Origin of the sequence: Roseivirga seohaensis (assembly GCF_001592945.1) — a bacterium.
GTDB classification, from domain to species: Bacteria; Bacteroidota; Bacteroidia; order Cytophagales; family Cyclobacteriaceae; genus Roseivirga; species Roseivirga seohaensis.
This window is the reverse complement of record NZ_LRPB01000048.1, coordinates 346,274-368,583: the sequence shown is the minus strand read 5'-3', so window position 1 is coordinate 368,583 and position 22,310 is coordinate 346,274. Positions and strand designations below refer to the sequence as shown.

Annotated in this window: 18 protein-coding genes and 1 tRNA gene; all 19 read right to left on the bottom strand. The window is 38.4% G+C overall.

All coding sequences use genetic code 11. The annotated features are described in order from the left end of the window. Positions 1-175: 175 nt before the first annotated feature. Positions 176-622: a cold-shock protein gene (locus AWW67_RS16180; RefSeq protein WP_053223145.1), complete on the bottom strand. Its 447-nt coding sequence runs from the start codon at positions 620-622 to the stop codon at positions 176-178. Between the two features lie 434 nt (positions 623-1,056). After that, positions 1,057-1,911 (bottom strand): ChaN family lipoprotein, encoded by an 855-nt coding sequence (locus AWW67_RS16175; RefSeq protein WP_062302993.1) that lies wholly within the window; start codon positions 1,909-1,911, stop codon positions 1,057-1,059. A gap of 88 nt (positions 1,912-1,999) precedes the next feature. Further along, positions 2,000-3,106, bottom strand: a complete 1,107-nt coding sequence (locus tag AWW67_RS16170; RefSeq protein ID WP_062302992.1) for a CapA family protein — start codon at positions 3,104-3,106, stop codon at positions 2,000-2,002. A gap of 145 nt (positions 3,107-3,251) precedes the next feature. Beyond that, positions 3,252-3,324: transfer RNA gene (locus tag AWW67_RS16165), tRNA-Gln, on the bottom strand. A 75-nt stretch (positions 3,325-3,399) separates the two neighbouring features. Further along, a complete protein-coding gene (locus AWW67_RS16160) occupies positions 3,400-4,587 on the bottom strand; it encodes a YncE family protein (RefSeq protein ID WP_062302990.1) in 1,188 nt (395 codons plus the stop codon). 78 nt (positions 4,588-4,665) lie between these two features. Beyond that, positions 4,666-6,627, bottom strand: a complete 1,962-nt coding sequence (locus AWW67_RS16155) for an LVIVD repeat-containing protein (RefSeq protein ID WP_062302989.1) — start codon at positions 6,625-6,627, stop codon at positions 4,666-4,668. 267 nt (positions 6,628-6,894) lie between these two features. Further along, the gene (locus AWW67_RS16150) at positions 6,895-7,776 is read right to left on the bottom strand and encodes a sugar phosphate isomerase/epimerase family protein (RefSeq protein WP_071387159.1); all 882 of its coding nucleotides are present in this window, start codon (positions 7,774-7,776) and stop codon (positions 6,895-6,897) included. A 125-nt stretch (positions 7,777-7,901) separates the two neighbouring features. Beyond that, positions 7,902-8,402 carry a thiol peroxidase gene (gene tpx / locus AWW67_RS16145; RefSeq protein ID WP_062302987.1) on the bottom strand — a complete coding sequence of 167 codons (501 nt, stop codon included), beginning with the start codon at positions 8,400-8,402 and terminating at the stop codon, positions 7,902-7,904. 35 nt (positions 8,403-8,437) lie between these two features. Then, on the bottom strand, positions 8,438-9,178 hold the full coding sequence (gene kdsB / locus AWW67_RS16140) for a 3-deoxy-manno-octulosonate cytidylyltransferase (protein WP_062302986.1): 741 nt from the start codon (positions 9,176-9,178) through the stop codon (positions 8,438-8,440). A 383-nt stretch (positions 9,179-9,561) separates the two neighbouring features. Then, a complete protein-coding gene (locus tag AWW67_RS16135) occupies positions 9,562-11,163 on the bottom strand; it encodes an SGNH/GDSL hydrolase family protein (protein ID WP_176700065.1) in 1,602 nt (533 codons plus the stop codon). Positions 11,164-11,175: 12 nt separating this feature from the next. After that, on the bottom strand, positions 11,176-13,989 hold the full coding sequence (locus tag AWW67_RS16130) for a TonB-dependent receptor (RefSeq protein WP_260311497.1): 2,814 nt from the start codon (positions 13,987-13,989) through the stop codon (positions 11,176-11,178). A gap of 177 nt (positions 13,990-14,166) precedes the next feature. Continuing rightward, positions 14,167-14,514, bottom strand: coding sequence for a gliding motility protein GldC (gldC, locus tag AWW67_RS16125; RefSeq protein ID WP_053223152.1), 348 nt, complete (start codon positions 14,512-14,514; stop codon positions 14,167-14,169). 166 nt (positions 14,515-14,680) lie between these two features. Continuing rightward, positions 14,681-15,241, bottom strand: a complete 561-nt coding sequence (pth, locus tag AWW67_RS16120; RefSeq protein WP_062302983.1) for an aminoacyl-tRNA hydrolase — start codon at positions 15,239-15,241, stop codon at positions 14,681-14,683. 100 nt (positions 15,242-15,341) lie between these two features. Then, positions 15,342-15,971, bottom strand: coding sequence for a 50S ribosomal protein L25/general stress protein Ctc (locus tag AWW67_RS16115; protein ID WP_053223154.1), 630 nt, complete (start codon positions 15,969-15,971; stop codon positions 15,342-15,344). Positions 15,972-15,983: 12 nt separating this feature from the next. Then, positions 15,984-16,907, bottom strand: a complete 924-nt coding sequence (locus AWW67_RS16110) for a ribose-phosphate pyrophosphokinase (protein WP_375596905.1) — start codon at positions 16,905-16,907, stop codon at positions 15,984-15,986. Positions 16,908-17,000: 93 nt separating this feature from the next. Continuing rightward, entirely contained in the window at positions 17,001-18,479 is a 1,479-nt protein-coding gene (locus tag AWW67_RS16105; RefSeq protein ID WP_062302982.1) for a hybrid sensor histidine kinase/response regulator, read from the bottom strand. Positions 18,480-18,488: 9 nt separating this feature from the next. Further along, positions 18,489-18,947 (bottom strand): response regulator, encoded by a 459-nt coding sequence (locus AWW67_RS16100; RefSeq protein ID WP_053223157.1) that lies wholly within the window; start codon positions 18,945-18,947, stop codon positions 18,489-18,491. Continuing rightward, positions 18,944-20,755 carry a CHASE3 domain-containing sensor histidine kinase gene (locus AWW67_RS16095; protein WP_062302981.1) on the bottom strand — a complete coding sequence of 604 codons (1,812 nt, stop codon included), beginning with the start codon at positions 20,753-20,755 and terminating at the stop codon, positions 18,944-18,946. Before AWW67_RS16095 ends, AWW67_RS16100 begins: the two co-directional genes overlap by 4 nt. Positions 20,756-21,099: 344 nt before the next feature. Beyond that, positions 21,100-22,263 carry a dioxygenase family protein gene (locus AWW67_RS16090; RefSeq protein WP_062302979.1) on the bottom strand — a complete coding sequence of 388 codons (1,164 nt, stop codon included), beginning with the start codon at positions 22,261-22,263 and terminating at the stop codon, positions 21,100-21,102. Between the last annotated feature and the right edge of the window lie 47 nt (positions 22,264-22,310).

Sequence of the window (22,310 nt, the reverse complement as noted above, 5' to 3'; positions counted from 1 at the left end):
GTGGTAGATATTGAAAATCCTCAATTAGAAATGCTAATTGGGGATTTTTGCTTTTATCTAGTGTCGTTTTAGGGTGTTTTAAGGCCAGTTAAAACCGACTAAAAACCTCACTCATAAATGAGTAAAGGAATTTAATCGTATGTTTTAGAATGGACTTTTTAAGTGTAATGGGGAATTACACTTTCTTAACGCTAACGGCATTCATGCCTTTCATCCCACGCTCAAGCTCAAACGATACTTTGTCGCCTTCGCGAACTTCATCAATAAGTCCGTTTACATGAACGAAGAATTTTTCTTGTGTTTCTAGCTCCTTAATAAAGCCATAACCTTTCTGATCGTTGAAAAATTCGATTCGGCCTGTTCTTACCGTTTCAACAGTGTCTTCTCTTTTTGGAACACCAATTTCAATGCTCTTAGCATCGATCTTCTTCTTTTTGATTGTTGGATCTGGAGGAGTATCTGTGATGTTTCCATTTTCATCCACATAAGCAATCATGTTGTCCAGTCCACCGCCTTGAGAGTTCTGTTGACGCTCTTCTTTCTTTTGCTGCTTATCCTGACGTTTCTTTAAACGCTTCTTCTCTTTTTCTTTTTTGTTAAATGTTTCTTGTGATTTAGCCATTCAGTGTTTTTGTTAAAAATGATGCAATGATTGTTCTACTCAAACAACCAAGGGGGGTAAAGAAATACGCAGTTAGTAAGTGGCTTGTTCGTAGAAAGCTGATGGAAATCAGAAAATCATACGATAGGGGAATTACTTGAAGGGTATTTACATCATTACGCTCGTGCAAAGTTACGATAATTTATAAGAAAATCTGTATTAACAATCGCATTTACACTGAATTATAGGGCGTAACTGTCCGGAGGTTAACTTTATTTAGCTTTCTAAGCTGAACTCTTCTTTAAATAAAGCAAGAACCATCCAAAAGTTAGTGCTATATATTTACTGATAGTAAATGAGTTCATCTGGACTGTGAATAAGAACTTTTGGAGGGGTTTTAAATAAGAAAGTTTAGTTATACCTGTAAAATCACTGTTTTAATTATCGAGTTTAGGTTAGTAAGTGTTTGTCATGTTGCTGTCAATACAAATAATGAAGTCGGCCATAAGCTTATTTTCTTCTAATAGCTTGTTCAAATCATCTTGCATTACCGTAGCGATTGTAGCGTATTGTAAATCACTTCTTTCTCTTTTCAAATACCAAAGAATACCTTCATAATGATTAGAGTGGTATGAGCCATTATAATGTATAAAGGTGTGATTTGGCTGGTAATTCTTTAAAATGAAATGCGCCATGGTAGCATCTTTAGAAGCTTGAGCTTCTACCAATTGGGGTGTGCCGTGGCCAGCCATCATAGCTAGAATATTTTTGTAAGTTGGTAGCTCACTATCGAAAGGCATTGGTAGGGGAGCCATCCACGATTTTTCTTCTGCCGAAAGTGTATTCAATACATCAAACCCACTTTTGTTTACCATACTTGCATACCTTCTTGGGATGTTCGTAGCAATAAAGGGGAGTTGTTTCTTTTTAGCTAAGTCCACTAGAGGCGCGTAATCAGTTTTGTAATTGGGCCAAAGTCTGGCCAAGGTGTCTAATGCTTTTGCATCAATATTTCCAGCCAAGTAGTCATTCAGTGGTTTCTGATTGTCAGCTTCAAACATTTCCGCCCCTAGAATCATGCTGTTCGATGCACTTAAGTCGTTCGTTACTTCGTATTGCATCCAGTGGGCTATGGCATTGTTATGAAGCTCCCCGAATAGAATAATGTCCTTCTTATCTAATGTCTTCAACATTTTCTTGTAAGAAACTTTCTTGCCTGTAGCAGTATAAATCACATAGGCGGGTTTCTTCTGACTGTAACTGATAAAAGTGATGAGTGAGAAAATTAGGAGGAAAAGTGCGCGCTTCATTCTTTTGTTTTAAATAATTATGAGGCTGAATTTAATCAAAAAAGCGGAATGAATAAGTGGCTATTATTTGAATGCTGCTTAAGGATAACTAACGCATTTGTTTCTCTTTTACATTAATGTTGAGCGAGTCTAAAAGGGCGCGTGAGTCTTTGATGAATAGCTTCATTTTCTTTTTTGAGTATTCTGTAAGTCCTTTAAAATCATTGTCTTCATACTCTTTACAAACCAATATTTCATAGCTCCTTCTTCCTTTGATAATAGGTTTGTTTACCCAAGTAAGGTGATAGCCGTAATCTGTAATTTGACTCAGTCCGTTTTCTTTCGAAATAATGATTTCCACCATAGCACCGCCATCTCTTTTGCGGGTGCGTTGGTCAGAAACAAAATTCCCTAATGAGTAGGCGATGAAACGTTCTTTATTACCTCCCTTGCCCTGAGTAAACTCCATAGGTTGAATCACATGTGGATGTGCGCCAATAATAATATCTACCCCTTGTGCAAATAAGAATTCAGCTGTTTCTCTTTGTGTTTTAGAAGGCGCAGAATCATACTCAATACCCCAATGCAAGAAAACAATAAGCTTGTCGATGCTTTTAGCAAAAGCATTTTCTATATCGCTTTTCATGGCTGTAGTATCCGTAAGGTTAACCAATGCTGGTTTGGGTACTCTTCTTCCATTGGTGTTTTCTGTATAGTTCAATAGTCCAACCTTAATCGAGCCCTTTTCTAGGATAATTAAGTTCGAGCTGTCTTTGTGGGCTTTGTCTAAGAAAGTGCCTGTATGTTTAACATCAATAGAATCTAATACATTAATGGTGCGCTTTATGCCTTTGAGGTTGTGGTCGCTGGCATGATTATTTGCCGTAAGAAGAATATCTATTCCGCTTTTTTTAGCCGCTACAGCAAGTTCATCGGGAGAAGAGAACCGAGGATAGCCACTATAAGGTGCGCCTGCCAAAGTAACTTCAAGATTAGCAATAGCAAAATCTGCCTTTTGAATCAATGGGCTCACTTTACGGAACATCCTATCAAAGTTGTATTCACCAGTGGTGGTGTCTAGTGCCGCATTAACCTGAGCATAATGCCCCATAATATCACCTATAAAAAGTAGAGAAACTGATTCAGTTCTGTCTACCTTTTGCGCTATTGAGCAAAACGGGAAAAGAAGTAAAGTGATAAAAAATAATGGCTTCATAAAAGTGATGGAAAGTTAAGTTCTTCTTTTATGAATTGTATTGTAAAAAGTGAAATTATTAGTAGATGATGGGCGCCTATGATTAAAAGATAACTTTGAGGTTGGGCATAAAAAAAAAAGCTCCACATTTCTGTGAAGCTTTTTGTTGGTCTACTAGGGCTCGAACCTAGACTCTTCTGGACCAAAACCAGACGTGTTGCCAGTTACACCATAGACCAGCTTTATTTCGGAGTACAAAAGTAGTATTTGCTTTTAATTTCGGAAACGAATTGATGAAAAAATTTAAGTCTTTTTTATCGTTCAATTTTCCAGAAAGCAATACCTCCTGCTTGTTTACCTAGGTATGCTGTGTCTATCAGGCGGTTAGTTGTTAAATCAATTACATCTACCATGCCTGGGTCATCACCAATTCCTTCTACAGAAACAAAGGCAAACTTGCTGTCTGATGAAATGGCTACCCCATGAGTCACTTTTTGGCTGTTATCTAATCTCGCCAATTCCTTTCCAGATTCTAAATCCCAAACTCCAGTTTTGGCTGCCGTTTTATAAGAAACCACCATACGTTTCCCGTCAGGAGAAATATCTATGTTATAAGGCCCTTTATCAGTTTTAAACTTGCGTGTAGTCTTCCATGTATCTGTACTGATTTCTAATACTTCAGCAGCACCATTTCCAGCTACATACACCAAATTTTTGGTAGGGTGCGTACTTACCCAAGTAGGCTTGAAAGCAGAGTGTTTCATGGCTGGCATACCTCCCATATCCATTTTAGAGTGATCCATCTGACTATGGTCCATACCCGCCATAGACTTTTTCTCATCACCCATTTTTGATTTACCCATGTCCATTTTAGAATGGTCCATCATGCTGTGGTCTTCAGGAGCCATTTTAGAAGCTTCATCCAAGTCAAGCGTTTTAGTGATTTTCAAGCTTATGGCGTCTATTTCAAATAATTCCCCCGACATCATGGCAACAGAATACTGTTTTAAGCCATCAGAAGTAAGTCTTGAGCCGTGAGGCATTGCGCCAGTCGTGATTTGAGTTAATTCGGTCATGCTCTCTACATCCACTACCGAAACCGTGCTAGGTACCATATCGCCATGTAGGTTGAAATTAACGCAATAGAGTAGGCCAGTAGCCGCAGAAACCTGCATTGAGGCTGGAAATAAACCAAGAGTAACGGAGCCTACAGCTTTATCTGTACCAGTTTCATATTTATAAAGTGTTCCATAAGGGTTACCATGGGCTAAACTGAGATACCAATATTTTCCTTCTGGGCCAACAGTGATTCCGTGAGGGCCTTCGTTTTCAGCAGGCCATATTCCCACAGGAATATTCTTTATGGTTTCTGCCTTTTTACCATCGAATTTCACCAAAGCCACTTCATCTTCAGATTCGGCCGCAACATATACATAGTAATTTTGGGCCTGTAACGCAGTAATGGCAATTAAGGAAAAAACGATTATGAGTGTTTTTTTCATCTTTTACTTAGGTTTAAGATGTGTTGGTTAATCAAAGCAAACGTGGTACAAAGATATATACCACGTTTGCTTTATGGCTTACTTTACTTTAATAGGAGTGTTCTTTGGCTTTTCTGGCTCTAATTTAGCAGACCATAATCCACTGTTCCAATCAGAGAAAAATACATGGCCTTTGTGAAGCTGAGCTCCCCAAGTAAAAGGTGCGTTGGCTGTATATCCGTTTGCATCGTTAGGAATGATCCAGGCTATTTCACGGCCTTGCTTTCTCAAGTCACCCATTAACTCACCACTAAGGTCTACTACTCTTACGCCTGCATTATAGAAGGCTACATAGAGTGTTTCCCCTTCAATCCAATAGTTGTGTGATCCAGCATAAGGTATTTCGAACCTCGCTACTTCCTCTGGATTTTCAAGGTCAGTAAAGTCTACTACGTGAAGGTAACCTCCTGCCATGTTAACTCCGCCTTTGCCAGTATTTAATCCATAAGGGAAAATTTCGTCTCCACCAATCACATAGAACTTACCAGTTGAAGGGCTACGGAAAGGGAATGAGGCATGGTTTGCTTTGTTAGGATATGCATAGCTCGCGAACTGCTTTGGGTTTTCTGGCGAACCACCAGCAATACCGTTTCCTACATCTACTAGCTGTATACCGTCTGCCCAGTTTGAAGAATAAGCGATGCCGTCTTCCACCCAAACATCGTGAATAGAATGGCCAGGAGTATCTAATTCGAATTTAGAAACTGCACGTGGATTCTTAGGGTCTTTAATGTCAATAATATAGTATTTCTGACCACCGCTAAGGGCATATAAATAATCACCAGAAATGAATACGTTGTGCACCCCACCAGTCATGTTTTCGTCAAATCTTGAAATGATTTCTACATCTCTTGGGTTTGAAACATCAATAATTACCAAACCATTTTTGCGGTCGGAAGCCCCTTCTCGGCTGATCACACAAATTTTGCCGTCTTCAGAAATTTTCACATCATTTACAGTTCTAGCATCTACCTGAACTGAATCGATTTTAGAAATATTGCTTGGATCGGTTACATCCCAGAAATAGGCAGTTCCATCGGCCCCCCAAGTTCCTGTAACAGCATAATCTCTACCATCAATTCCTTCCCACACCCAAAAATCAGAGGTGTGTTTGTCATTTACAGAACCCTGACCAACCATTTCTATTTTTCGGGTTACTTCTCTAGGTGTGATTTTAAGCGTTTTTGAAGCTGATGCTACTCCGCAAGATGCAGTTACAGTATATCTTCCAGCTTCGTCTGCTACAAAACGGCCATCGTTTTTAATTAAACCAGAAGCGCTTTGCGAAGTATTGTCTGCTACTCCACTGAAAGAGTAGAAAATAGGGGCGTCTGGTACTATTTTTCCATTCTTATCTAAAGCTTTAGCTTTAAAATGGAATACATCGCCAGTTCTAGCTGTATTCATTTCAGCTTCTAATTGAATTTTAACAATTGGGTTGCTCACCACATTTACTGTTATGGTATTCGTAACGTTTTCAGCTTTTACAGTAATGGTTGCCTTTCCGGGAATCAAGGTGTTTACCGTTCCGAAATCATCTACTTCGGCAATATTGGTATACATAGAGCTAAACTGTACGTCAACATCATCTCTGGTAGCGCCCGATTTGTCAATAACATGGTATTTAAGCGCTACCGATGTTCCCGCATATATTTTCTGTGGAATGTCATCAATTTTGATTTCAGCAATTGCTGGGTAATTTACTTTGATTTGGAAATTTTTTCTTACCCCATCGGCCACCGCTACAATGTCGTAAGTGCCTGGCTGAATGGCGTGAGCCATCATGGTGGAGTCAATGCTTAAGCTTCTTCTGGCTCTTGAAAGCAGGTTGATCGGATCATTTAGCTTTTTGCCATTTTCCATGACATAAGCAGTGATTTGTTTCTTTTGCCCCACCTCCATAGTAATGTTGGCTGGCTCAATTACAATTTCTTTCTGTGCAAAAAGAGTGACAGGAAAAAGTAAGGCCAATATGTAAAGGGCTTTCTTTAAGTTTTTCATAGTGAGTTGGTGTGATTGATTAATCAAACAATCTAGTCATAAAGAGAAAGTACTACAATTGTTTTTAGTGATATGGTTGAAATTTTATACTGTTACAGATAATTAGCGTAGAAGAAAATGAGTTTGTTTTATGTCGTTGTCCAAATAATATGCATTTAGGCGGCAAAGAGGAATGCGCTTAGTAATTGATATAGAAGTTCATGTACGACTTGTGAGGGCTAGAAAAATGTAAGCAATTACACCTGTGGTTCGAACCCTAATCTAATTTTAGATTTTCTTTAGGTGTTTAATACTGGTGACAAGACTTTGAACAGAATTTTCCGCCCAGTTTCCATCTTGTTCAACAAAGAAGTACTCTAAGCCTGCATCTTTGTCATAAGCAAAAAGCTGTTTCCAATCTATTCTTCCAGCCCCTACTTCTTTCATCTTTCGGTCGTCATCCATACTCATGTCTTTAACATGCCAAAGTGGGAATCGGCCTCTGTCTTTTTGAATAATTTTAATTGGGTTTTGGTCGGCAAATCTAACCCAATACATATCGAGCTCCATTTTAACGAGATCGGCATCGGTTTCTTTGAGAAGAACATCGTATGGTACTTGGCCGTCAATCTCTTTAAATTCAAAAGCATGATTGTGGTAAGCGAATTTGATCCCCGATTTTTTGCAAATTTCAGCTGACCTATTGAATAGCTCAGAAACTTTTTTGTACTGGTCAATAGTTTGTCTTTCAGCACTGTCAAGATAAGCACAAACCAAATATTCAGCGCCCAATTCTGCTGCGTCATCAACAGCCTTTTGCCAATTGTTTACCATTGTGCCAGGTGTTGTATGGGCTTGTGTTCCAGTGGGTACATGAATACTCTTCAGTTTAATTTTAGAAGCGTCAATAATCGCTTTGGCTTCTTTTATGGGCATGCCTAAAAGCTTGCCATCAGCAAAGTCAAAGAACTCTGCATAATCATAACCAGCCTTTTTTAGTGTTTTTAAGGTGCCGGCCATGTCCTTTTTAATAACATCTCTTACGGTATATACTTGAAAACCAAATTGTTTGATTTTGCCTTCAAAAAATGGATGGCTAAGAAGTGAGCCTGTGGCTAATAAGCCAGCAGAGGTTAGTGCCGATTTCTGCAAAAAATCTCTTCGTTTCATAATTTTTACTTTGAGCTTATTAAGCTACTAAAATATACTTATGCGACAAATTTTAGGGCTTTGATATAAACAGAAAAAGCCTGCTTATGAGGCAGGCTTCTATTCATTGTTAAGAAAATTGATTGTTACTTCAATGCCGCTAAGGCTTTTTCGTAATTCGGTTCATCCACAATTTCAGGTACTTGTTCAGTGTAAACCACTTTTCCGTTTTCATCCAGAACAATTACTGCTCTTGAATGAAGATTCAATAATGGTGGGTCAACGATTTCTAAACCATAATCCTTTCCAAACTGTCCGGTAGCATAATCAGAAGCGTTGATTACATTTTCGATACCTTCTGCACCACAAAATCTAGCTTGGGCAAATGGGAGGTCGCGAGAGATACAAACTACCTTAGTATTTTCTAAACCCGAAGCTTGCTCATTGAATTTTCTTACCGAAGTAGCGCATGTACTTGTATCTACACTAGGAAAAATGTTAAGTACCACTTTCGATCCTTTCAAGTCAGATAATGTAAGCGTTGAAAGGTCAGTCTTTGTTAGGGTAAAATCTTTGGCTTGCTCACCAACTTTTGGGAGGCTGCCTGATGTATTAATTGAATTGCCTTTTAGTGTAACGGTGCTCATAGTTTTGTCATTTTAGAATAGAACAAGTCTCTCCTTTAATTGTTCCTTGTGTTCATATAATCTTTGGCTTTTTCTAAATCCTCTGGCGAATCAATGGAGATTCCTACATGATCGATTTCAACCATCTTAATTTTTTTGCCCGTTTCAAGATAACGAATACACTCGATTTTTTCGGCATTTTCTAAAGGCGTCATTGGAGTACTCTTGAAAGCCAAAAGAGCGGCCTTTCGGAACGCGTATATGCCAATGTGCTTATAGTATGGAATGTCGATTTCCTGATTTCTAGGGTAGGGGATGGGAGAGCGTGAAAAATAAATAGCAAAATTATTTTGGTCTGCAATTACCTTTACGTGATTAGGGTTATCAATATTATCTTTCCCATCTAAGCGCACCATAGGAGAAGCCAAGTCGATTTCTTTTAGATTATCTCGCTCAAATACATCAAGAAGTTTCTTGAGTGTGTCTGTTTGTGTAAAGGGTTCATCTCCCTGTACATTGACAATAATGTCTGCGTCAATGTTTTCAGCTGCTTCAGCAATTCTGTCACTTCCGCTTTCATGAGTTTCAATGCTCATAATCACTTTACCTCCATGAGCAGCAATTTCATCTCGAATGATTGTGCTGTCGGTCACAACGAAAACATCATTGAATAAACCTGTATTTAAAGTAGCGGTGTAAGTGGTTAAAATCACCGATTGGCCATTTAGGTTGGCCATTAATTTCCCTGGAAACCTAGAGGCTTCGTATCGGGCCGGAATCATAGCAACTACTTTCATAGGAAGGTTTTTTTCAAAAATAAATAGAAATGCGGAATCATAATTACTTGATTATATAGTTATCCATCCCATTTTGGGAATTTTAATAGTTGATTGGGAGTATATTCTTCTGTTTGGAATAGGATCTATTTTTAAACTATTGAAAATGAATGGTTTGTGTAAAAGCTTTCTTTTGGCAGGTAGCTTGTAATAGAATGTTCAAAGATTTATAAATAAAGATCTTGTTGGATTGTGAAGTTGATGGTTATTTATCTATTTGGTTGAGGTGTGGCCCGAAGAATACGTCTTCGGGCCACTATTTTTTAAGGCAATTAGTAAAAATTCAAGAGCATAAAAAAAAGGAGTGAATCGTCACTCCTTTTTCATTTCTTGGTTGTGTTTAATTACTGAACAAGAATACCTCTTTGCGCTAAAACATCCACATCTGGAATATCTACACCGTAGGCAGTTCTCATTGCACTTAAAATTAAGTTGGCAATGATGGCGTGCCCACGAGGGTTTGGATGAATACCGTCTGTTGAAAATACTCCATTCGGGCTGAAATCAGGAGCTAAATTAGTTCCGTTGACTTTTATACCTAATTCTCCATCAGCTTCTGCTTTTACTGCAGCAATAGACGATTGAGTGCCTAATCCTAGAGCCAACTGATCCACTGTGGCTGCATCTAAACCAAACAGGTCAGCGAATTTTGGCTGAACATCTACTAAAGTGATTACAGTTGCGCCTGCTCCAGCGTTAATTTGATCAACCACACCTTTAATGGTTTGGTTGAAAGTTGCTCTTGCAGTAACGGTTTTTACTACTTCGTTGGCAGATAAAATGTATTTATCCTCAATAGGAATAGCTAAGCCAATTGGGGCTGTACCTGTACCCAATACTGTTGCAGCTGATAATACGGGTAAATCACTAGATGTGGCTGGTCTTGACTGTCTGTATGGCTCTAAGGCTTGTCTTTGTGCAGCTGTAATAGCTTGTGCCCCAACCAAAGCATCGAATTTAGGTCCTAAGTCTTCAAGGTCTTTATCGTGCATCAATATTGCATTAGGTCCTGCTTGGTACGTAACCTTACGTTTTGCAGCTTCTGCTGTAGAAATTAAGTTGTATGCAGCTAAACCATTTAGGGCAGCATTCAAGCCAGCAAAAGCTGTATTCAACTGATCTGCGGTAGCTTGGTCCAATGGAATTGCATTCCATTTTACAGCTCTAAAGTAAGGAAGCACTACTAATGGAGGTAAAGTCATTACCACACCTTTTGCTCCAGTGCCTACTAATGCGGTTAACGAACTTGCCAAAGCATTTTGAAAGTCTGCTTGGGAAGTAATCATGGCAGCATTAACACCTCCACCAACAGCATAACCAAGGGCATCATTATTTCCTAACCAATAGGTATAGAAAGTAGGAGAGGCTGCTAGAGCATCAGACAAAACAGTGGATGTTCCTGGAGTACTTGCAAAACGCGCATACAATGGATTAGAGCCCGCAAGTGCAGCACTGTTGATGTCCACTATTCTCATGCCTGGTACAGCAAAATTGTTAAGTTCAGCTTTGTTTCCAGCATATGCGGTAGGTACTTGACCAGTAAGTGTAGGTTTAGGTCCAGGTATGCTTAAATCCAGAACATATCTACCCAAGATGGTGTTGCCCGGCCCCATACCTGAATAACCGAAATCTGAATTAATGTCAGGTTGGTTAAAAGTAGTGCCTCCAACTCCAGAAATTTGGAATTGCGTCCCTAACATGTTTGCAAATGAATGCGCTTGACCATTGGTATAAAGTGCACCATCCATGTAACCTGCGGTAATGGAGTTACCAATACTCACATATTTGGTTAGTGTAACAGTTCCGTTAGATCCCGAAGGGTCAGTCACCACTGGTAGCGGGTTGTCCGATTTTCTTTGCTCTACTAGGTTTTCTTCTTCATCACAAGAGGTCATGATTGCCCCAGATGCCAATAAAGCGAATAAGTATAATTTTAAATTTTTCATTTTCATCTCGATTTATTTGAAGAATTCATCAAACGTGATTTGGAAATAGTAGATTCCTCCAAGCGATGGGTTACCGAATGAAGTCGTGTATCTTTCGTTCAATAGGTTGCTTGCACCTATTTTGAAAGTAGATTTCCAAGTAGGAACCTTATAGCTTACTTGTGCATCTAATGTTCCGAATTCAGGAATTACACCCGTTCCGAAAGAAGACTCCCAAAGGAAAGCTTGCTGCCATCTGTAGGTAACGTTAAATCCAAGTCTGTCAGTAACTTTTCTGTTGGCAAACTTGATATTGTATCTGTACTTCGGGGTGTTGTAGCTAGCTGCAAAACCTTGTGCAATAAGGTCGTCTTGTGAAGTCAATTCGTTGTAGGCAACGTTACCTCCAATTTCATAACCATTTCCAATTTGATAATCTAATTGAATAGCCCATCCTTGTGATTTTACTTTTCCGTCTGCATTTACATCGAAACCATAACGCTGAGTTGGAACAGTACCATCAACAATTTGCTGTCTCTGGGCTGCTGTACCTGCGTCAGGGTTTGATTGTCTTAAGCCATTAGGTACAGCTTGCGTAAAATCAATTTCTGCAATAAAATCAGTGTAAGTACTATTGTAATAGTACGCATCAACAAGCAACTTACCGTCAGCAAATAAACCTTTATACCCCACTTCAAAAGTATTTACTTTTTCCGTTTTGAATTCATCGTTAACACGATCTTCAATAACAAGAAGAGCTTCGTTTCCAGCCTGTCTTGCTGCATCTACACTTTCTGTTGTGTAAACCGTATTAGTTCTAAAGTTGTAACGATCAACAAGTAATTCGTTGCTACCAATTAGTCTTCTTGTTACTACATCTAAATCAATAAACTGATCTTGAGTAGTAGGGATTCTAAAACCTCTTTGGAATGAACCACGAATGTTATGATTGTCGGCAATGGTACCTACGGCTGAGAATCTAGGTGAGAACTGACCTTTGAAGTATTCGTTTTTATCATATCGAACAGAACCTTGGAATGTAAGGTTGTCATTGGCTACGCTTTTAGAAGCCTGTAAGAATGCCCCGTATTCGTCAAGGCTAACCTCTGAACCATCGTTTTCTAAAGCGAAAAGTGTTCCTTCAGAATAAAGTGCATATCTTCTAAAGTTGGCACCTACAACAACATCAGCAAAATCAATCCTGTCGCTCAAATTCCAGTTTCCTTCCATATGGTACAGGTCTGTTTTGTCAAGGAAAAGAGCCCCACCTTGTGAAATAGGCTTAGCTCTGTTCGCTTCAACTAGCGCTTGAAATGCTGCTGATCCTGGCTGAGGTTGTGCAGCATCTGCAGAAACTCTTGCCGATGCATGTGCTTGCTCAATACTTGCTCCGGCTAATCTTGCACCAGCAAAAGCCGAAAGGTATGGAGAAAGGTAAGTTTGCTGATTGATCAAAGAAGCTAGTGTATTAGCTGCGTAAGTATCTCCTGAATTTTCTTGAGTAGTATAGGCTCTTAGGTAGAATTCCGATCCTTTTAATTCCAACTTGGCAGTTGTAATACTAAAGTTGTCTAATACGAAACGGTCGTTAGCTGTATATACTGTGCTACCCGATCCATAATTAAACTGGCCTAGTAACTCTAGGTTATCATTAAGTCTGTAATGAAGGGCTCCACCGATTTTTACACTTTCTGTGGTGTTGTCAACGAAAGAAGCCTCACTAAAACCAGTGGGAGTGAAGTAACCTGACATGTCATCTGGGTAAAGCGATCTTGTTGCTGCAACGGAAGCATTTCCTTGAGCAATGGCTATATCTGCAATTCTACCAACAGTAATTCCAAAATCACCATATGTATTTACGCCATCATAAAAACGGTTGTTACCTCTTTCAGTAGCGCCTCTTTCAACAACGCCACCAGTCGCTAAGCCTTGATCTCTAGTGTCGACACCAATAAAGTCGTTGGCGCTGAGGTAAGATGCAGTTACTTTAAAGGCTAATTTATTATCAAATGCTTTTGCATAACGGAAACCATAGTCTTGATAAAGGGAAATATTGTCGTCTCTCTCGTCTACATGGTTTACTCCAGTTTTAGCATAAACGCTTAGTCCTTGATATTCGAAAGGATTTTTAGAGGTAAGTAGAAGAATACCGTTGATTGCGTTTGGTCCATAAAGCGCAGAAGATGCACCTGGCTGTAATTCAGCAGACTCTAAATCTAAATCATTAATACCTACAATGTTTCCTACCGCAAAGTTGAGGCCTGGAGCTTGGTTGTCGATACCATCAATCAGTTGTACAAAACGAGTGTTGCCATTTGCCCCAAAACCACGAGTGTTTATGGATTTAAAAGTTATACTCTGTGTACTCATGTCAACACCCTTTAGTGAAGCCAAACCTTCATAAAATGAAGCTGCGGCTGTGTTTTTAATGTCTAGGATGTCTAATTTTTCAATTGAGACCGGAGATCTTAAAATGCTCTCTTCTACTCTTGAAGCAGATACTACCACGTCTTGTCCGAAAATTACTTGCTCTTCTAATTTAACTTCTAGCCCTGTTACATTGGCTTCGGTAATGGATATCTCTTGCGGAGTATAACCTACGTAAGAAAAAACAAGTACTAGAGGGGCTGATTGATTAACAGTTAGGCTAAAGTCTCCTTTTGCGTTTGTAATCGTTCCTATCACCTTGTCTTTTACCCTAATGTTTACACCGGGTAGACTTTCGCCAGTAGCGGCATCTGCCACTCGGCCTGAGATTGAAACTTGCGATTGACCATAAAGTACAGCAGACTGCATGATCAAAAATACAAGTGCCAGCCCCTTCAAAATTCTCTTCATCTTCATCATCTTATTCTGAGTTTGGAAACAAATTAAGTTTGGCTTGTTAATGTAAATACGGTGCGAAAGGCAACGTCTATCTCAAAAATACAATGTTTTGTAAGTTTAAAAAGGGTTTACAGGAAAAAATATTCGTCATGCATACTAAATCCAGTAAGTCTTAGCACCGTTGTTTGACTGTTTTACTTATTTTGGACCGCCATTTTTGGCTTCTTCTTCAAGGTGTTTTACGAGTTTATCGCAAAGTCTATTCATGGCTGTAGACATGAATTCGTCACCTGTTGAATTGAGAATGCTTTGCGCTAAGCCACCTAGGCAGTCAACGTAAAATCTTTTCATTTCATCAATAGGCATTTCCTTGTTCCAGAGGTCTATTCTCAAGGTGTTCTGAGAGTTGTGGTCCCATATGTTTAGGCTTACAGATTTGGTTTCTTCTTCACCATTACCTTCTTTTTCAGTAGCATCCCAATATATTTTTTCAGGAATGTTTTCATTATCTAATATTACCCTGAGTTTAATTTCTGATTCCTTCATTAGTGTGTTTTTTTGTCAAAGATAAAACTTGACTGATTAGAATGGTTTTAATTTTGATCTGAGGTATTTAATTATGCGATTCTATATTGAGTCTCAAATTAACTTCCTTCTTTGGATTCGATTATTTTAAATATTGTTTTTTAATATTCTTACCCGCAATTCTAAATTAGTCATTGAACTGCGTCATGGTTTGTGAAATGCCAATAGTACAGAAAGAGTAGATCATGTCAATAGCTTTGTCTATGGCAAACGGAAGTTCTTCGAATTCGGTTTTGCTAAATGGGCTTAGAACATAGTCTACTTGTCTTCCTTTTGCAAAATCGTCACCAATTCCAAATTTTAGACGAGGGTAGTTTTGGCCTCCACATAGCTCTTCAATATTCTTTAGGCCATTGTGTCCTGCGCTAGAGCCTTTTGCTCGCATTCGGAGTTTGGCAAAAGGAATGGCTAAGTCGTCTACCACCACTAAAACATTTTCGATAGGTATTTTTAACTCTGACATCCAGAATTTGACGGCTTTACCACTAAGGTTCATATAAGTAGTGGGCTTTATTAAATGAACTGTTCTTCCTTTATGTTTGAATTCGGTATGGTAAGCAAGGCGATTGATTTCAAACGAAACTCCTTTTGCATCAGCTAGTCTGTCTAAAGTCAAAAAACCGATGTTATGTCTGGTTAATTCATATTCTGGCCCAATGTTTCCGAGACCAACAATGAGGTATTTCATTTTAATGCTTTTTTAATTTGTGTGTATTTTTAATACGTACGCAAATAAAAAAATCCTGCCTTTAAAAGGCAGGATTTCCATATTTTCAAACAAGAAATTCTTATTCCGCAGATTCTGCTGCTTCAGAACCACCTTCTTCGCCACTTTCTTCATCTTCTTCATTGTCAGTCAACCCTGCACCTCTTAGTGCTCTTGGGATTGTAACAGTTGCGATAGTAACTAGTGGGCTGTTTTGGATTTCAAAACCTTCAGGATTTAATGCGCCAACTTTTGTTGATTTACCAAGCTTTAACTTAGAAATGTCAACAGGAATAGAATCTGGCATATCCTTAGGTAAAGCCTTTACCAATAGTTTTGGCTTTTTAATTACTAAGCTACCACCATTGATTACACCAGGTGCGGTACCTTCCATTTTTACAGGGATTTCCATTTTTATGTACTTTCCTTTGAATAACTGTAAGAAGTCAACGTGCAAAAGCATGTCGCTTACTGGGTGGTATTGTGAATCTTGAACGATCGCTTCGAATATTTCGCCTTCAACGTTCAAAGTAACGAAACATGGCTCTGGAGTATATAATACATCACGGAACTGAATGGCAGGCGCATAAAAATGCAACTGATCATCACCACCATAAAGTACACATGGAACTTGTCCTTCGTTTCTAAGCCTTTTTGACTCAGTTTTACCGAGATTTGCTCTTTTAAACCCTATAATCTCTACTTTTCTCATAATATATAATTGTTAAATAAATAGCTCGCTAATAGACCCATCTTGGGTAACACTTTTAATGGCTTTAGCGAAAAGCTCGGCCACAGTGAGTACCTTGATTTTGTCTGATTCTTGTTTTAAAGGAATAGTGTCTGTTACAACCAATTCTTCTAAAACAGAGTTGTTTATATTGTCATATGCCTTACCAGATAAAACTGGGTGGGTGCAGAATGCTCTTACTGAAAGGGCGCCTTCATCTAAAATGATTTTGGCCGCTTTGCAGATTGTACCTGCAGTATCTACAAGGTCATCTACTAAAATCACGTTTTTGCCTTCTACGTTACCGATAATTCTCATTTCGGCTACTTCGTTTGCTTTGGTACGGTGCTTATCAATTACTACCATTTCAGCATTAAAATGCTGTGCAAAGGCTCTAGTTCTTTTTACACCTCCAACATCAGGTGAAGCAAAAAGAAGATTGTCTAAGTTCAGTTTTCTGATGTATGGAACAAATACTGCTGCTCCATCTAAATGATCTACTGGAATATCGAAGAAACCTTGAATTTGGCCTGCGTGTAAATCACAAGTCATAATTCTATCTGCACCAGCAGCTGTAAGAATATTGGCAACTAATTTAGCACCTATAGCTACTCTTGGTTTGTCTTTTCTATCCTGACGGGCGTAGCCGAAATATGGAATTACTGCAATGGCTTTATAAGCACTTGCTCTTTTGGCTGCGTCAATCATTAAGCAAAGCTCAAATAGATTGTCGGAAGGAGGAATGGTAGACTGAATTAAAAATACTCTATTGCCTCTTACTGACTCGGTGTAGTAAGGTGCGATTTCTCCGTCACTAAATTTTTGAATCTCTATGGAACCCAATGACTTACCGTAGAATTCGGCAATCATCTTTCCAAGATAAGCTGACTCAGTTCCGGCAAATAGTTGGTTATCCATGATCTTAGGCTTTTGGGCTTTGAAAATTGAACCGCAAAAGTAAAAAGATTTATGTTAAAAACAGCGCTATGCCTTCAGATCATTTTTAGTTTTCTACTCATCTTCTAAATTTTCAATCGAAGCGGGTGAGTCTTTTGGTAATGATACTGTAAAAGTTGTTCCTTCATTTAGCTTGCTCGATACATCTATGGATCCTCCGTGGCTTTGAACTATTGTTAGGGTGGAGGTGAGCCCTAGCCCCATACCGCCTGATTTTTTTGTGTAGAATAGGTCAAAAAGCTTTTTCACATCTTCTTTTGATATGCCTGATCCATTGTCAGTAACACTAATTTCTATGGAGTCATCAAGGTCTAAAGTGCTAATATGCAATACACCTTTGTTTTCTTCCATAGCCTCTAAGGCATTGATCATGAGGTTAATCATGACCACTTTAATTTGCTCTTTATCAACGAGTAAACTTTCTAATTCTGGGTCTAGATTTTGAACCAGTTTCATTCCTTTAAGAATAAACCTGTCTTTCACCAGCTCAATCGACTCGTTGATGAGTTCATTCATTGAGAGTTCTTCTTTCTGAAGACTTTTTGGTTTAGATGAGTTGAGCATTTCTGTTATTAATTGATTGATACGGCCAGCGTTTCTATCTACCATATCAATCATAAATGCCATTTCCGAATCATCTTCTGTTACTTCATCACGCATTTGAGAAATAGCTAACTGTATATTCGTTAGGGGATTTCTTACCTCGTGGGCTACACTTCGCGCAATTTTACCAGTGACCGACAACTTTTCTGCCATTAACAAATCGCGTTCTGCTTTTTTAAGCAGCGTTATATCTCTTAAAATGCCCTGAAAACCGATCGAGTTTTTACTGAAGTCAGTTCTTACTACTGCGTTTAATTGGCAAATTAATTTGCGATTATCTTTTGCTAGAAAAACGGCTTCTAAGCTTTTAATTTGGCTTTTAGACGATAATAGTCGTGTAAATCGTTCGAAATCAGCAGGGTGTAGAAACAAATCTTTCATGTTCATTCCCGATATTTCTTCGCTTTTGTAACCCAAGAGCTTTTCCAATGATGGGTTAGCTTCCAATAAATTATGGTTGCAATCGCATATGTAAATTGCATCTATGGAACGTTCAAAAAGTTGTCTGAACTTTCGTTCTCCTTCTTTAACCTGTTTTATGGCTTTATTATGATTAAGAGCGTAACGAATGCTTCTTTCCATTAGCTGAGGTGTGATTTCACCTTTCACTAAGTAATCAGCGGCACCTTCATTCATTGCTCTTAAGTCAATTTCTTTATCTCCTTTACCTGTAAGTAAGATAAAGGGAAATTGAATTTCATTCTTAACAGCATTGCTAATAATGCTAATACCATCATTTTCACCCAATCGGAAGTCAATCAGGCAAATGTCAAAGGCATTTTCGTTGATCTTACTGATGGCTTTGCTGTAGCTGGGCTCCCAAGTGAGTTGATAAGGAAATCTTTCAATTTCATCTAGAATATCCTTCGTCAATACAAAGTCATCCTCATCATCGTCTACCAATAAAATTCGAATTGGTTGGCTGGTCATAGGTTAAGTCTATTCGTTATCTTTTGGTAAAACTACAATTCCGAACCAGTATTTACCGATGTCTTTAGTTACTTCCACTAACTCTTCGAAGGTTACAGGTTTGGTAATGAATGAAGAAACTCCCAAATCATAAGTTTTGAATACGTCTTCATCAGACTTGCTTGTTGTTAATACCACAATTGGGATTCTTTTAAGTTTAGGGTCGGCTTTAATTTCTCTGAGAGCCGTTCTGCCATCTTTTTTTGGCATGTTTAAATCCAATAAGATTAAGCCTGGTTTAGGGGCATTTTGGGCATTGTATTTTCCTCTGTGTTGCAAATAGTCCATCAGTTCTTCGCCATCTTGAACAAAGTTGAGGTCGTTGGCCATTCTGTTTTCTTCAAAGGCTTCTTTTGCCATTAACTGATCATCCGGATCGTCATCAGCCATTAATATGCTAATAGGGTTTAAGTTGGTGCTAGGGCTCATAATTCTTCTTTGGGTAAAATAATTGTAAATATCGATCCTTTTCCTAATTCAGATTCCGCATAAAGTAAACCGCCATGATTAGTTACTACTTTTTCACAGAGGGCGAGGCCAATTCCGGTGCCAGTATATTCTGTACGTCCGTGTAGCCGTTTGAAAATAATGAAAATTTGATCTTTGTATTGAGGGTCGAAACCGATTCCGTTATCCTTAAAATGAATTTTCCAACAATCAGTCTCGGGCATGCCTTCCGTTAGGCATTCTTCGCTTGACTCTACTGAAATTTCGATTTTGGGAGAGATATCTGGTTTTGAATATTTTATTGCATTAGAAATTAGGTTCTGAAATAGTTGATTGAGTTGAATTGCATCACCAGAAATTGTGGGTAGCTCTTGGCTTTCAATAATGGTATTGCTTTTCGAAATCTGGTAATCTAGATCAGTTTTAACAGTACTCAGAATGTTGTTTAAATCTACTGCCGCAAACTCTCTGTCGGCACTCGATACTCTAGAAAATTTCAAAAGGTCATCAATTAATGTTTGCATACGCTCAGCTGCGTTCTGCATTCGATTCAAATAATCATTTCCTCTGTCATCTAATTTATCGTTTAATCTTCCTCTTAATCGGTCGCCAAAAGTTCTTATTTTTCTTAATGGCTCTTGTAAATCGTGAGAAGCGATATAAGCAAATTGTTCTAAGTTATGGTTTGTAGATTCAAGCTCTTGCTGATTTAATAATAGTTCTTGTTCATGATTTTTTTGCTGGGTTATGTCTGTAAAGGTAACTACGAAGCCGTCACCGTTTTTAACTGCAACAATATCAAACCAAGTGTTAAGGTCTTCATATTCATAATGATTCGTGGTGTGGTAATTCTCACCAATTTCAACTACTTGTACATAGGCGTCAAATAGTCCTGATTCTTTATTGCCAGGAAACTCTTTAAGCAGAGTAGTATTGATTAGCTTCTCTTTACTAACTCCTGTTATAGTAGCGGCACCCTCATTTACTACTTCAAACTGAAAGTCTGTAATCTTGCCTTTTTCGTTTCTTATAGCTTTAAAAGCCATAATTCCATTTAGTGAGCTGTTGAGAATATTTGTGAGCAGTTCTTGAAGTGATGTTCTTTCTTTAATTTCTGTGTTTAGTTCATCTACTTTAGATTTTAGTTCATTATTGGCTCTGGTATTCTTATCGGCAAGGTTAAAAGTAATAATGAAGAGGAATGTGATTACAGCAAGCGCTACTAATGTTAATAATAGTATTGTAATTGGGGTAAGGGTACGTGATTGACTTCGCTCTTGTGTGCGGGCATCTAGTAGTCTGTTTTCCTCACTTCTTAAAACATCAGCTTGATTTAAAATGCTGTCGAGCATGGTTTGCTCGTTTGCAATCATACGAAGGAGGCTGTAATTAAAGCCTCCTCTGTTAGTGTTCATCAGCCTTACTAAGCTATCGCTAAAACTTGCATATTGTTCAACAAGTCTTCTCATTTCCACCATGTTATTTGTCTGCTTTGCATTGTCAATAACAAGGCTGTCAAGCAGGCTCAACTCTTTTTTCATTTGGCTGGATTTACTCAGCACCAAACTGCTATCAATTGGAGTTCTGTTAATTGCAGAGTTTCTAATGTTATTGGAAATATCTCTGGGGTGAACACTTAAACTTTCGACCGTAGCTTTTACTTTGGCGGTATGTACTACCCAAGAAGAATCATTATCATAGGCCTTAAAAGTACGATAGGAAGAGTAGGCAATACTAACCAGCACTACTATAGCTATGATAAGCCCTAATTTATAAGTGTTTTTATTCATCGAAAGCGAGATATTAATTTGCTCTCTTGCTCAAAAACAAGCGGCAAAAAATTGGTGTAACTTAAATTACTGCCATTAGATTAAAACTCGCTTCTCTTCTGTTCAGCAGAACAAGATGGTTTAGAAAAGCTTTTTCAAAGATAGTATTTTCACGAAACAAAAATAATTGTCTAGAACAAAAGCATTGCGAATTTGATAAATGGTATAGTCCTATCTATTGTGAGTGGTAATCATGGGCATTATCGAATTAACCTAATTCCATGAATTAAGTTTTGAAAAATACTTTCACTTTATGAATTCAATATTTCGAGTGCTGGCCTATGTTCAGCGTACTGTAGAGAATACTAACGATTTATATGGAAAAAATCACCTGTGGTATCATCTAGCTTTTTCGAAAATAGGCTTAGGTTTTTTTGAGTAGGAGTTAGGTTAATAAACTTAGCAACAATGTTACTTTGCTTGTAAATAATGAAAGTGTTTTCAACTTCGGGGTTGATTTTATTCATGTCGATTTCTGAGGCTTTATCTGAAAAGGAGGGGACGAAAGTGAGTGCTATTTTTTGTAGGTTCAGTGTTTTACCAATGTTCTCCAAATGTGTAATTAGTTTATCATTGCTTTCATTTAATTCATTTCCATAAACAAAATATACCTTGAGGTATTTCTGTCTTTCGAAACTTTCTCTTTCTAAGTAGATCAACCATTTACTCACTTCTTCCCAATTAGTGTTCTTTCCTACAAAATATAACACCCCTTGATAGCGTCCATACTTACAGATTGGGCAGGTTTTAGTGCCGCGATCTGGCCCCCAAGCATGATATGGAGTGAATGAAATCACGTCCTCACCAATATTTTTTCCAGAAGAGGCCTCTTGTTTATTATTGGTTGTTGGGTAATTCGGAATATTCAACCCAAGAATAATGTTGTGTTCTGCAATTTGTAAGTCACCCTTTTGCAAAAGACGCAATACACCACTGCCGCCACGGTTTTCCATTGCCTTTCTCTTTTCGCTAGTTAACAATGGATCATCGTCAAAAACAAAGGCATCGATATAGTATTCATTGATATCGTTTGGTTCTTTAATCGAAGGGTGAATATGCGCTGGGTCATCACGGTTTGGGTAGGCAGCGGGACGGATAGTATAAATCGCGTATTTTCCATTTTCGTCAGACTTTACCCAACTACGGATATAGCCATGCCTTGCTACCTTTTGATCGAGGCCTTTTCTGTTTGCATAAGCCCCCTTTGTATCGGTTTGATAATAGTAAACGATAACGTTTGGAGCAGGGGTGACTCCATCTTTCTTGTATATGGTTCCGATGATTAATAATTTCTGGCCTTCCTCCATCCATCCCGGACTCGTGTCAATAGATGGGATGTGTTTTGGCATTCCTATGTACATCAACTCAGCATTTTCAAACGGCCCACCTATTCGTTGGAGAGGCTGCGCTTTGCAGTTGAAAAGAAAAGCGATAAGCAGAATTGGATAGTAATACAGTTTTCGAAGCATGACTTTTTTCTAGCAATAAGCTTCGGAAATGAAGGTTTGTCAAATCG